This window comes from Roseateles sp. GW835-FHT13E02 (genome assembly GCF_058794035.1).
Map to the genome: position 1 here is coordinate 88,965 of NZ_JBXAGJ010000019.1, position 13,457 is coordinate 102,421.

At 67.9% G+C, this 13,457-nt stretch carries 9 protein-coding genes; all 9 read left to right on the plus strand.

Annotated elements, in window-relative coordinates:
* Window positions 1-221: 221 nt before the first annotated feature.
* The 9 genes from AC1Q6P_RS18090 to AC1Q6P_RS18130 all read left to right on the plus strand — a co-directional run bounded on the left by AC1Q6P_RS18090 (window position 222) and on the right by AC1Q6P_RS18130 (window position 13,382).
* Complete coding sequence (locus tag AC1Q6P_RS18090; RefSeq protein ID WP_171826890.1) at window positions 222-2,816, plus strand: PAS domain S-box protein; 2,595 nt, start codon at window positions 222-224, stop codon at window positions 2,814-2,816.
* Entirely contained in the window at window positions 2,813-3,436 is a 624-nt protein-coding gene (locus tag AC1Q6P_RS18095) for a response regulator transcription factor (protein ID WP_102766366.1), read from the plus strand. Before AC1Q6P_RS18090 ends, AC1Q6P_RS18095 begins: the two co-directional genes overlap by 4 nt.
* Window positions 3,437-3,497: 61 nt before the next feature.
* A complete protein-coding gene (gene folD / locus AC1Q6P_RS18100) occupies window positions 3,498-4,376 on the plus strand; it encodes a bifunctional methylenetetrahydrofolate dehydrogenase/methenyltetrahydrofolate cyclohydrolase FolD (protein WP_492665354.1) in 879 nt (292 codons plus the stop codon).
* Entirely contained in the window at window positions 4,373-6,394 is a 2,022-nt protein-coding gene (locus AC1Q6P_RS18105) for a M3 family metallopeptidase (protein ID WP_492665355.1), read from the plus strand. Before folD ends, AC1Q6P_RS18105 begins: the two co-directional genes overlap by 4 nt.
* Before the next feature lie 60 nt (window positions 6,395-6,454).
* Window positions 6,455-7,528: a type 1 glutamine amidotransferase domain-containing protein gene (locus AC1Q6P_RS18110; protein WP_492665356.1), complete on the plus strand. Its 1,074-nt coding sequence runs from the start codon at window positions 6,455-6,457 to the stop codon at window positions 7,526-7,528.
* Between the two features lie 17 nt (window positions 7,529-7,545).
* Entirely contained in the window at window positions 7,546-8,241 is a 696-nt protein-coding gene (locus tag AC1Q6P_RS18115) for a response regulator transcription factor (protein ID WP_271010246.1), read from the plus strand.
* Window positions 8,238-9,578: a sensor histidine kinase gene (locus AC1Q6P_RS18120; protein ID WP_492665357.1), complete on the plus strand. Its 1,341-nt coding sequence runs from the start codon at window positions 8,238-8,240 to the stop codon at window positions 9,576-9,578. Before AC1Q6P_RS18115 ends, AC1Q6P_RS18120 begins: the two co-directional genes overlap by 4 nt.
* A 199-nt stretch (window positions 9,579-9,777) precedes the next feature.
* The gene (locus AC1Q6P_RS18125; protein ID WP_171826884.1) at window positions 9,778-11,469 is read left to right on the plus strand and encodes a patatin-like phospholipase domain-containing protein; all 1,692 of its coding nucleotides are present in this window, start codon (window positions 9,778-9,780) and stop codon (window positions 11,467-11,469) included.
* Between the two features lie 89 nt (window positions 11,470-11,558).
* Entirely contained in the window at window positions 11,559-13,382 is a 1,824-nt protein-coding gene (locus AC1Q6P_RS18130; RefSeq protein WP_492665358.1) for a di-heme-cytochrome C peroxidase, read from the plus strand.
* The last annotated feature ends 75 nt before the right edge of the window (window positions 13,383-13,457 follow it).

Below are 13,457 nucleotides of genomic sequence, written 5' to 3' on the forward strand. Positions count from 1 at the left end.
GCCGGCCACTGGCTGGCGACACCCGCGCATCCTCAGGCTAAAAAACCTTGCCCGGCGTGAATTCCGGACATGGCAACGGCTTGAACGTCGTGTGCGTTTGCGGCGAGTGTCGCACAAGATTTCGCCACTCTCAAATGGTGCGAAAGCATTTCGTATTGCGAAATAAGTTACATGAAGTTGTCAAACTCAGGCGCTTGTCCGCACCCGGATAATCGCCCGCTATGTCTTTTCTTACCGATCTCCAAGGCGCCGCGCGCCAGATGGTTCAACCGCTGCGCCGGGTGCTGGTGCGCTGGTGGCTCAGCCAGTCGCCCTCGCGGCAGGACCGCTTCGCCACCCTGGGCCCGCTGATCTCGGTCCTGCTCTTCCTGACCGCCATCATCCTGGCCTTCTGGTACCTGCGGAACGAGGAAATCGAGCGCGAGTCCGAGGCCGTCAAGCGCGACAGCGAGATCGCCCAGCAGCAGATACGCGTGCGCCTGAATGACAACCAGGAACAGCTGCTGCGCATCGCCCGCGAGATCGTCACCCGCGCGGTGGACACGCAGGAGTTCAGCGCCCAGGCCAAGGCCTTTGCCCGCGACCGGCCCGAGATCACCCACATCACCTGGCTGAGCAAGCACCGCGAGGCGCGCGCCAGCGTCAGCGGCGCCGGCTTCCAGGACGAGTCGCTGATGACGGCCGAGGGCAACGACCCCTCCATGCCCCTGGCCAACCAGAGCAACCCGGCCGAGCTGGCCTTCCAGGCCGCGCGCGAGCGCCGCCAGCCCAGCTACTCGCCGCCTTTTGCCGACAACATCGGCACCCGGGTGTTCCAGATCCATGTGCCCCTAATCGACCGCACGGGCTTTGCCGGCGTGGTGATCGCCGAGTACTCGATCGAAGCCCTGCTGCGCTACTACGTGCCCAGCGAAGTGGCGACACGCCATGTGGTGGCCATCCTCGACGCTGGCGAACAGGTGGTGGCCAGCACCGTCACGCAGATGCCGGGCAAGCGCCCCAAGCGCGCCCTGATCCAGCACGAAGTGCCCCTGGCCCCGGCCATGAACGGCCTGGTGCTGCGCGGCGAGGGCTACCGCACCTCCATCGGCCTGATCAGCAACACCTTGTTCTGGATGGTGGTGGCGCTCTCGGTGCTGACCGTCTGGATGCTGCTGGGCACCTGGAAGCACATGCGCCGGCGCCTGCAGATCCAGAACGCCCTGTCCAGCGAAACCAATTTCCGCCGCGCCATGGAGAACTCCATGCTGACCGGCATGCGGGCCATGGACATGGAGTCGCGCATCTCCTACGTCAACCCGGCCTTCTGCGCCATGACCGGCTTCTCGGAAGCGGAAATGATCGGCCGCAAGCCACCCTTCCCCTTCTGGCCGCCCGACCGCCTGGAAGAAAACGCCCGCCTGCTGCAGCAGGAGCTGCAGGGTCGCAGCCCGGCCGGCGGCGTGGAAGTGAAGATCCTGCGCAAGGACGGCACCACCTTCGACGGCCGCGTCTACATCTCGCCCCTGGTGGACAGCAAGGGCAAGCAAACCGGCTGGATGACCTCGATGACCAACATCACCGAGGCCAAGCGCGTGCGCGACCAGCTCTCCGCCTCGCACGAGCGCTTCACCACCGTGCTGGAGGGGCTGGACGCCGCCGTGTCGGTGCTCTCGGTGCAGCAAGGCGAGCTCTTGTTCGCCAACCGCAGCTACCGGCTCTGGTTCGGCGCCGACCCGGCCGGCCATGCCCTGCTCTCGGGCAGCCAGCTCGGCCGCAGCAGCGGGCCCGATGCCGACGAAGAGGTGGACGACTACAGCGGCCTGCCCGCCCAGGCCCTGACCGAGATGGGTTCGGACCCGCGCGAGGTCTTCGTCGAGTCGCTGGAAATGTGGTTCGACGTGCGCTCGCGCTATCTGCAGTGGACCGACGGCCGCCTTGCCCAGATGCTGATCGCCACCGACATCACCACCCGCCGCCATGCCGAAGCCCAGGCCGCCAGCCAGGCCGAAAAGGCGCAGATGACCAGCCGCCTGATGACCATGGGCGAGATGGCCTCCAGCGTGGCCCATGAGCTGAACCAGCCGCTGACGGCCATCACCAACTACTGCAACGGCATGGTCTCGCGGGTGCGCAACGACAGCATCCAGAAAGAAGACCTGCTGGCCGCGCTGGAAAAGACCGCCAAGCAGGCGCAGCGCGCCGGGCAGATCATCCACCGCATCCGCAACTTCGTGAAACGCAGCGAGCCCAAGCGCGAGCCGGCCCAGGCCTTTGACATCGTCGAGGACGCGGTCGAGTTGGCCGGCATCGAGCTGCGCCGCCGCAACGTGGCCATCCACACCTACATCGCGCAGCGCCTGCCGACCCTGATGGTGGACCCCATCCTGATCGAGCAGGTGCTGATGAACCTGCTCAAGAACGCCGCCGAGGCCATCGACAACGCCAACCTGCCGGTGTCGCGCCGCCACATCGAACTGCGCGTGGTGCCCAAGCACACCCCCGAACTCGGGGGCCATATCGATTTCAGCGTCACCGACATGGGCCCAGGCATGCCCGAGGAGGTGATCTCCCGGATGTACGAGGCTTTCTTCTCCACCAAGGCCGACGGATTGGGCATCGGCCTAGGGTTATGCCGGTCTATCGTGGAGTCCCACCAGGGCCGGATTCGTGCTGAGAACTTATACAATGGGGAGGCTGTTGTGGGCTGCAGGTTCGCCTTCAGCATCCCGGTAGACATCTCCCGAGTGGACCCGCCTGTACCCACAGGATCGCTCGGACCGACGACAGGATCCCCCGAGGGGTCCGCAGTGAACAACAAACAAGCGACACCATGAGTCTGATTCCGAAGAAGGGCAATGTCTACGTCGTCGATGATGACGAGGCCGTACGCGACTCGCTGCAATGGCTGCTCGAAGGCAAGGACTACCGGGTCAAGTGCTTCGACTCCGCCGAGTCCTTCCTCAGCCGCTACGACCCGCGCGAAGTCGCTTGTCTGATCGCTGACATCCGCATGGAAGGCATGAGCGGCCTGGAGCTGCAAGATCGCCTGATCGAGCGCCATAGCCCCCTGCCCGTGGTCTTCATCACCGGCCACGGCGATGTGCCGATGGCGGTGCAGACCATGAAGAAGGGCGCGATGGACTTCATCGAAAAGCCCTTCAAGGAAGACGAGCTGGTCGCCCTGGTCGAGCGCATGCTGGACCAAGCCCGCAACGCCTTCTCCACCCACCAGGAAGCCGCCAGCCGCGACGCCCTGCTCTCGCGCCTGACCACGCGTGAATCGCAAGTGCTGGAGCGCATCGTCGCCGGCCGCCTGAACAAGCAGATCGCCGATGACCTGGGCATCAGCATCAAGACGGTGGAAGCGCACCGCGCCAACATCATGGAAAAGCTGAACGCCAACACCGTGGCCGATCTGCTCAAGATCGCCCTGGGCGCACCGGCCAAGGCCTGATATCGACTCACCCTGACGAGGCCGCTGAATGCGGCCTCGTTGCATTTCTGGAAGCACAAACATGACCGCCCAACTGATCGACGGCAACGCCCTGTCCCAACAAGTCCGCGCCGAGGTGGCGCAACGCGCCGCGGCGCTGACGGCCCAGGGCTTGAAGCCGGGCCTGGCGGTGGTGCTGGTGGGCGACAACCCGGCCTCCCAGGTCTATGTGCGCAACAAGGTCAAGGCCTGCGCCGACGCCGGCCTGCACTCGGTGCTGGAAAAGTACGACGCAAGCATGAGCGAGGCCGAACTGCTGGCCCGCGTCGAGGCCCTGAACAAGGACCCCGCCATCCACGGCATCCTGGTGCAGCTGCCCCTGCCCAGGCACATCGACGACCACAAGGTCATCGAGGCCATCTCGCCCGCCAAGGACGTGGACGGCTTCGCGATCGAGAGCGCCGGTGCGCTGATGGTGGGCGAGACCGGCTTCAAGGCCTGCACGCCCTACGGCTGCATGAAGATGCTGGAGAGCATCGGCATGAAGGACCTGCGCGGCAAGCATGCCGTGGTGATCGGCCGCTCCAACATCGTCGGCAAGCCCATGGCCATGATGCTGCTTCAGGCCAATGCCACCGTGACGGTCTGCCACAGCGGCACCGCCGACCTGGCCCAGCACACCCGCCAGGCCGACATCGTCGTGGCCGCCGTGGGCAAACGCGATGTGCTGACAGCCGACATGGTCAAGCCCGGCGCCGTCGTCATCGATGTGGGCATGAACCGCAACGACGAAGGCAAGCTCTGCGGCGACGTTGATTTCGCGAGCGTCAAGGACGTGGCCGGCTGGATCACCCCGGTGCCCGGTGGCGTCGGCCCCATGACCATCACCATGCTGCTGGTCAACACCCTCGAGTCGGCCGAGCGCGCCGCCGCTGCCGCCCAAGCCGCAGGCGCCGTATGAGCAATCCGCTCCTGTCCACCGCCGCCCTGCCGGCCTTTGCCAGCATCCGCCCCGAGCACATCGCCCCGGCGGTCGAACAGCTGCTGAAAGAGGCCGATGCCGCCCTGGCCCTGGCCACCTCGGAGGCCACACCGGCCGACTACGAGGCCTTGTCCGCCAGCCTCGGCGTGGCCACCGAGCGCCTGGGCGCCGCCTGGGGCGCCGTCGGCCACCTCAATGCCGTGGCCAACACGCCCGAGCTGCGCGAAGCCTACAACGCCGCCCTGCCGGCCGTCACCGAGTTCTTCACCCGCCAAGGATCGGATGAACGCCTCTACGCCAAGTACAAGGCCATTGCCGCCAGCCCGGCCGCGGCCACGCTGAAGCCGGCGCGCCAGCAAGCGCTCAAGCTCTGGCTGCGTGACTTCGTGCTCTCCGGCGCCGAGCTGCAGGGCGAGGCCAAGACCCGCTTCGCCGCCATCCAGGAACGCAGCGCCGAGCTGGCTCAGACCTTCTCCGAGCATGTGCTGGACGCCACCGACGGCTATGCCTACTACGCCAGCGCCGACGAGATGGGCGGCGTGCCGGCCGACGCTGTGCAAGCCGCCCGGGCCGCCGCCGAGGCCGAAGGCAAGGAAGGTTTCAAGCTCACCCTGCATTTCCCCAGTTACCTACCTGTCATGCAGTACGGCAGCCACCGCGGCCTGCGCCAACGGCTCTACACCGCCTACGTCACGCGCGCCAGCGAGCTGGGCGACAAGCCCGAGCAGGACAACAGCGCCGTGATGCAGGAGCTGCTGCAGCTGCGCCAGGAAGAAGCCGCGCTGCTGGGTTTTGCCAATTTCGCGGAGGCTTCGCTGGCCGCCAAGATGGCCGATTCGCCGCAGCAGGTGCTCGATTTCCTGCGTGACCTGGCCCGCCGCGCCCGCCCCTTTGCCGAGAAAGACCTGGCCGAGCTGCGCGAGTTCGCGGCCCGCGAGCTGGGCCTGGCCGAGCTGCAGGCCTGGGACACGGCCTACGCCTCCGAGAAGCTCAAGGAAGCCCGCTACGCCTTCAGCGACGAAGCGGTGCGCCAGTACTTCCCGGTGCCACGCGTGCTGGCCGGCCTGTTCAGCATCATCGAGCGCCTGTTCCAGGTGACGATCCATGAGCAGGCCGCCGAGGTCTGGCACGAGTCCGTCAAGTTCTACCGTTTGGAGCGCAATGGCGCTCTCGTCGGCCAGTTCTATCTCGACCTCTACGCCCGCCCAGGCAAGCGCCCCGGCGCCTGGATGGACGAGGTGCGCAGCCGCTGGGCCCGACCCGAGGGCACGCAGCAAACACCGGTAGCGCAGCTGGTCTGCAACTTCACCCAGCCCGTCGGTGACAAGCCGGCCTTGCTGACGCATGACGACGTCACCACCCTGTTCCACGAGTTCGGCCACGGCCTGCACCACCTGCTGACCCAGGTGGATGAGCTGGGCGTCTCCGGCATCTCCGGTGTCGAGTGGGATGCCGTCGAGCTGCCCAGTCAGTTCATGGAAAACTTCTGCTGGGAATGGGAGGTGCTGCAGCAGCTGACCGCCCATGTGGACAGCGGCGAGCCCCTGCCGCGCGAGCTCTTCGACAAGATGCTGGCGGCCAAGAACTTCCAGAGCGGCATGCAGACCCTGCGCCAGATCGAGTTCGCCCTGTTCGACATGCGCCTGCATGCCGAGACCGGCAGCGCGGCGCAGATCCAGGCCGTGCTCAACGAGGTGCGCAGCGAAGTGGCGGTGATGAAGTCGCCTGACTTCAACCGCAGCCAGCACAGCTTCTCGCACATCTTTGCGGGCGGCTATTCGGCCGGCTACTACAGCTACAAATGGGCGGAACTGCTCAGCGCCGATGCCTGGAGCGCCTTCGAGGTGGAAGGCGTGTTCAACGCCGACACCGGCCGCCGCTATCTGCAGAACATCCTGGAAGTCGGCGGTTCACGGCCGGCCATGGACAGCTTCAAGGCCTTCCGCGGCCGCGAGCCGCAGATCGATGCCTTGCTGAGGCATCAGGGCATGGCTTGACATCGGCTTCACACGGGGATTTCTAGACTGGGTTCACCCTGAAGCTCTGGAGATCCCCGAATGAAAACGCCCCGTTTCCTGCGCCGTCTCAGCACGGCACTCACCGCCTTCACAACCCTGCTGGCGGCCGCCAGCTGGAGCCCGGCCCTGGCCACGCCCGCAAGCAGCAAAATCCTGATCGTCGTCAGCGGTGAAGGCCGCGACCAAGGCAAGACCCGGCCCGGCTTCGAAATGGACGAGTTCGCCCAGGCCTGGCTGCTGCTGCGTGCCAACGGCCTCAGCGTCGAGGTCGCCAGCCCCAAGGGCGGCGCCGTCGAGGCCGACCGCTACGACCCGAACGACGACTACAACAGCCGCCTGGCCGCCGACCCGCAAGCCCTGGCCGCCTTGAAGCACACCCGCAGCACGGCCGAACTGAGGGCCAGCGACTACCGCGCCGTGATGGTCATGGGTGGCAAGGGCGCCATGTTTGACCTGCCCAAAGACCCCGGCCTGCAGACGCTGCTGCGCGAGATGGATGCCCAGGGCGGTGTCATCGCCGCCGTCTGCCACGGCCCGGCCGCCCTGGCCGAAGTGCGGCGCGCCGATGGCCAGCCCCTGATCGCGGGCCGCCGCCTGACCGGTTTCAGCAATGAGGAAGAAGCCGCCTTCGGCAAGAAGTGGGCGGCACAGTTCCCCTGGCTGCTGGAAGACAAGCTCAAGGCCCAGGGCGCGCGATGGGACGAAGCCTCGCTGATGATGCCCAAGGTGGTGGTGGACGGCCGCCTGATCACCGGCCAGAACCCCTTCTCCACCACCGCCATGACCGAGGCCGTTCTGCGCGCCCTGGGCCAGGAGCCCAAGGCTCGCCTGCCCTTCCGCGACGAAGCCACCATGAGCCTGGCCCAGCGCTGGCTGGAGGGCGAGCAGGCCGCTGTGCAGGCGCAGCTGGCCGCCGATGCCAAGGCCTACAAAATGGAGCTGATCGCCATGCTGGGCGTCTACCAGTTCAAGAATGCCGGCGATGATGCAACGCGCCGACAGGCGCTCTCGCTGATGCGCCTGGCCGAGCCGCACTTCAAGCATGAGCGTCTGGGCCTGAGCATCCAGGAAGCGAAGCAATCACTGGCCACCGTCATTCACCACCAACCCTGATCGAGCAGCAAGGCCCCATGACGACGACGCCCAGCCAGCCTCTGCGCATCCTCGTGGTCGAAGACCACGCGCCGCTGCGCGCCCAGATCGCCTTGCTGCTGCAAGCGGCCGGCTGGCGCGTCGAGGAAGCCAGCGACGGCCGCCTGGGCCTGCAGCTGGCTCTGGAGCAGCCGCCCGATGTGCTGCTGCTGGACCTGGGCCTGCCCGGCCTCGACGGGCTGCAGGTCTGCCAGCGCCTGCGCGAGCAGGCCGATCGCCACATCCCGGTGCTGATGCTGACCGCGCGCGACAGCCTGGCCGACAAGGGCCAGGGCTTCGCCGCCGGCGCCGACGATTACCTGCTCAAGCCTTTTGCCGGCGAGGAACTGCTCTGGCGCTGCCAGGCCCTGTCCCGGCGCGGCGAGCTGGGCCGCAGCCCGCTGCTGGAACGCGGGCCGCTGCAGATCGACCGGCGCAGCGCCGAAGTGCGCATCGAGGGTCAGGTCTTGCCGACCCTGCCCCGCCAGGCCTACCGCCTGCTGCTGGCCCTGGCCGAGGCTCACCCGCGCACGCTCAGCCGCAGCGAGCTGCAGCACACCCTCTGGGCCGACGAGCCGCCCGAATCCGACGCCCTGCGCAGCCACCTCTACACCCTGCGCCAGGCCCTGGGGCCGGCGCAGGGCCTGGTCAAGACCGTTCACAGTGTCGGCCTGCGCCTGGACCTTCCCGCATGAGCCTGAGCCTCCACACCAGCGGCTACCGCGCCCGCCTGCGGCAGCGCCTGATGCTGGCCTTCACCGGCTACACCGTGCTGGTCAGCGCGCTGTTCGGCCTCTTTGCCATGGCCTTTGTCTACACCGTCGAAGACCAGTTCTTCGACAGCGCCCTGCGCCAGGAAGCCCTAGCCCAAGACATCAGTCTTCGTGCCGGCCAGGGCTGGCGCGAGCCGGCGCAGGACTTCATCCGCCTGTACCGGCCTGGCCAGGCCCTGCCCGAAGACCTGGCGCGGGCGCGCCTGCGCGAGCCCCGGTCCCGCGAGCTCAGCGGCGAGCAAGGCCGCCACTACCACCTCTGGCCCTTGCCCGAGCAGGGCGCCCTCTTGGTCGCCGAGGTCAGCGGCCAGCTGATCGTGCGGCCCATGCGCCGGCAGCTGCTGGTCTGGCTGGGCGCCTGGGGCGGCGGCCTGGCCCTGCTGGCCCTGGGCCTGGGCTGGTGGCTGGCGCGGCGCACCAGTGCGCCTCTGGCCCGGTTGGCGCAGACCGTGGCGCAGAGCCAGCCACAGCAGCTACCCACCGATCTGGCGGCGCGTTATGGCGACGATGAGGTCGGCCTGCTGGCAGCCCATCTGGCACAGCTGAACCAGCGCACGCGCGAGTTCATCGCCCGCGAACAGGCCTTCAGCCGCGATGCCAGCCACGAGCTGCGCACACCGCTGACCGTGCTGAGCCTGGCCTGCGAGCGCCTGGCCGGCCAGGGCTTGCCGCCTTCGCAGAGCGCCACGCTCAACTCCATGCGCGCCGCGCTCTGGCAGCTGCAGCAAACGGTGGAGTTGCTGCTGGCCCTGTCCCGCGAATCCAGCCCGGGGCCGAGCCGGATCTTGGGTCCTGCTGAGCCGCAGGCCCTGCTGCCCCAGATCGAGCAGCTGGTGCTGGCCCACGCCCCCTTGCTGGATCAGCAGGGCATTGAGCTGGAGCTGGAGGTGCCGCCCACCCTCACCCGCCCCTGGCCACCGGCCCTGACCCAGCTGCTGCTGACCAATCTGCTCGGCAACGCCCTGGCCCACCGGCAAACACCGCAGATCCGCATCAGCGCCGATGCGAGGCGACTGAGCATTGCCAATGCCAGCGCCGCGCCGCCCGAGGCCTTGCTGGGTAGCGACGCGGCCGGCCGCCAGCCCGGCCTCAAGGGCGAAGGCAGCGCCGGCCTGGGCCTGGGCCTGTCCATCGTGCGCCGCCTGGCGGAGCGCCATGGCCTGAGGCTGGACCTGCAGCACGCCTCGGGCTGGACCACGGTCAGCCTGGTGGACGCGGCGCCATCCGCGGAGGGGCTGAGCACGACTGGCATCGTCTGAGCCCTGCACGCCTGGTTGGCCTAGCAGGTCTGGCAACGCAGATCGCAGCAGGCCGCCAGCGCCACACGTACACGCACTCACCCCAGGCTGTCTGGCTGTAAGTTCTGTCAGATGGACAAACGCTGGCGCGCCGCCTAAGTTCACGGTCAGGCAAGGAGAGAGCCCATACCGCCCCCTTGCCGCACAGGGAGTGAAGACCATGGACAGCAATCGCTTGGTGGCGGGTATCACCGTCTTGGCGCGTGGCTCGCAAACGCTGGGCACGGCGCCCATCCCCCATCCTGCGGACAGACAGCATCCCGGTGACGAGCTTGAAGGCCTGCCTCAAGCGGGACCGGGCGCCGTCGGGCTGTGCCTCTCGGGTGGTGGCAGCCGGGCCCTGAGTTGCGCCATGGGCCAGCTGCGGGCGCTGCGCTGGCTGGGCAAGCTCGATGAGCTCTTCGTGATCTCCTCGGTCTCGGGCGGCAGCTGGGCCAACAGCCTGTTCACCTACCTGCCCGAGCACATCAGCGACGATGATTTTCTCGGCCAGCCCGTGCTGGACCCCAGCCAGCTGAGCTTGCTGATCGGCCCCCACCGGCTGGACCACCTGCCCCCCCACAACCTCGGCGAGGTACCGACCCGGCTGGGCTTGTGGCGCGACCTCGACGCCATCCTGACGCTGAAGGAGCGCTATGGCTATGCCAACGACGAGCTCTGGCAGGGCCTGATCGGCGAGCAGGTGTTCAAGCCCTACGGCCTGTGGCAGCCCGATGCCAGCGGCCATGACCCGCGTTACTTCACCTGGACCCAGCGCTATCTGCAAGGCCAGAACGGCATCCTCGCGCACAACCCCGGTCTCAAGCCCAGCAATTTTCTGTGCGTGGAGCGGGCGCGGCCCTTTGCCATCTTCAACACAGCCCTCTTCAGCAATGACGGGCCGGATGCCGACCTCATCCCCTTCGAGTGCAACTTCCAGCTCGGCGTGCGCCACAACTTCCCGGCCCAACCCAGCCAGCAGGGCGCCATCGGCGGCGGCCTGCTGGACGCCTTTGCCATGGGCGGCCGCTACCTGGGCGAGGCAAACGGAGGCGGCTGGGTCAGCAGTGGCAGGCCCGCGCGGCCGTTTGCACTCAACGACATCGCCGGTTGCAGCAGCGCCGCCTTTGCCCAGATGCTGGAGGAGCAGTACCCCGTGCTCTCCGGCCTGGTGCCTCGCTACCCCTATTGGCCGGTGGCAGAGCGGGCCGAGCAAGACACCCTGCACTACCGTTTCGCCGATGGCGGTAGCCTGGAGAACCTGGGCCTGAATGCCTTGCTGGCGCGCGGGCTGCGGCGGCTGATCGTCTGCGTCAACACCGATCAGGCCATCGGCCGTGACCCCGCCAGCGGTGACATCGTGCTGTCGGACGACCTGCCTCCGCTGTTCGGCCTGCAGCCCTTCCAGCCCGGCCTGGGCTATCTGCCCTACAGCGCGCAGCAGCCGGGGCAAGGGGCGGCACGGCTGTACCGCCACAACCAGGTCTTTGCGCGCCAGGCCTTTGCCCAGTTGCAGGCCGGCCTGTTTGCGGCGCGCCAGGCCGGCGGCGCCATCCTGTTCCGCCAGCGCCTGCCGGTGCTGGCCAATGACTGGTTCGACGTGCCGGCGCAGGACAGCGTCGAGCTGCTCTGGGTCTACAACGATTTCGTCAGCAGCTGGTGGAAGGCCCTGCCCTTCGATGTGCGTGCCGCGCTGGAGCTGGAAAGCGGCGGCAACTTCCCGCGCTACAACACCTTCACCCAGCTGGAGCTCTCGGCCACCCTGGTCAATGCGCTCGCGCATCTGAGCTGCTGGTGCCTGGCCTCGGACTCGACCCTGGGCAACCCGGGCGGCCTCAGCAATGCGCAAATGCTGACGTCCATGTTCGACTGATCCCGCGCGGCCGCCGCACACCGGTCCATGCCCCGGGTTTGCGCTCCGGCCCCTGCTGCAGCGCTTGGGGCATGAGGAAAGCACGACACATGAAAGTCTCCACGAACGCACGCCGGGCCCGGCCTCTGGCGCTCCCGCTGACCCTGTCCCTGTCCCTGATGCTTGCGCTGATCGCCTGCGCCCCCATCACGCCGATGTCCGACGGCACGCCGGTGCCCGATGCCGTGGGCCCGGAGCAGGTGCTCAATCTGGATCAGGGCTGGGACGAGGCCACGCAAATGGCCTTCTGGTTCAGCACCCAGGGTTCGCGCATCGTGCCTTACCCCTGGTTTCTGGCGCTGGAGCAAGCCGGCAACAGCCAGCCCTTTCGCAGCAACGCCAATATCGAGCGCCTGGGCTATCTGCCCGCCAAGCCCGGGCCGGGCCGCTGGAACCCCGACGGCCTGCCGGTCGGCTTTGCCCAGACCCAAGGGCCGCAAACCCAGGCCTGGCTGGGCCTGACCTGTGCCGCCTGCCACACCAGCCAGGTCAATCTTCGCGGCGTCGGCCTGCGCATCGACGGCGGCCCGTCCATGGCCGATTTCAACCTCTTCTTCCGGGAGCTGGTCGCGGCGCTGGAGGCCACCTGGGCCGATGCGGCCAAGTTCGAGCGCTTTGCCAAAGCCGTGCTGGGCCCCGGCGCCAGTGAGGCCCAGAAACAGGCCCTGCGCCTTGCGCTGGGCCAAGAAGCCAAGGACAGCCGCCAGCGCCTGACACTGAACACCCCCAGCTTCCCGGCAGGCCACGCGCGGCTGGACGCCTTCGGCAATATCTTCAACGAGGTCCTGGTCGTGGCCCTGCAGCAGCCCGGCAATGCCCAGGCGCCTGACGCGCCGGTGTCCTACCCCTTCATCTGGGACACACCCCAGCATGACAAGGTGCAATGGAACGGCTCCGCCCCCAACGGCCCCTTCGGCCTGGGTGAGCTGACCCGCAATGTGGGCGAGGTGCTGGGCGTGTTCGGCGGCCTCGGCGTGAACGACTGCGGCAAGGACCGCTGCCGCTACCCCAACCATGTGGACATCCGCCAGCTGGGCCAGCTCGAAGGCTGGGTGCGCAGCCTCTGGTCCCCGCAGTGGTACGAGAAAGCGCTGGGTCCGCTGGACGCCAACCTGGTACAGCGCGGCCAGCAGATCTACCAGAACCAGTGCATCAGCTGCCATGCGGTGATCGATCGCAAAGATCCTTTCCGCCGCATCACGGCACAGATGCGCGATGTCGGCACCGATCCGGCCATGGCCACGGCCGCTGCCATGCGCATGGCCAAGACCGGGCCGCTGCAGGGCACGCTGGCCTTTCCGAGCTTTCAGCGCTACGGCGCCGAGGCTGGCGGTGGCGCGCTGACAGTGCAGGCGGCGACCGGGGTGCTGTTCGGCGATCTGGATGCGAGCCTGGCCGCGCTGATCAGCCAGTACGAGGCCCAGCTGCAGGACGAGCTGCGCGGCAGCGCCGCCCAGCGCAACGCCCGCCCGGCCACCCCGCGCCCCAGCGCCGAGCTGCTGCAACAGGTCCTCAACCCCAAGGCCCAGCCAGCTGCAGCCCAGGCGGCCGCCGCGGAAGCAAGCCCGGCGCCGACCCCCAATGCCATCTACAAGGCCCGGCCGCTCAACGGCATCTGGGCCACCGCGCCCTATCTGCACAACGGCTCGGTGCCGACGCTCTGGGATCTGCTACAGCCGGTGGAGCAGCGGCCACGCCAGTTCCAGGTCGGCAGCCGCGAGTTCGATCCGCAACGCGTGGGCTTCGACACCGCCCAAGGCCCCTCGCGCTTCGACACCCGCCTGCCCGGCAACAGCAACAGCGGCCACCTCTTCGGCACCACGCTGGACGAGGCACAGAAGCGGGCGCTGCTGGAGTATCTGAAATCTCTGTGAACTCGCGTGCACACCCCGCCCGGCAACGCGCCGGGCGGCGGCAGCGGGCACAGTGACGTGCTGCAGCAGGCGGGC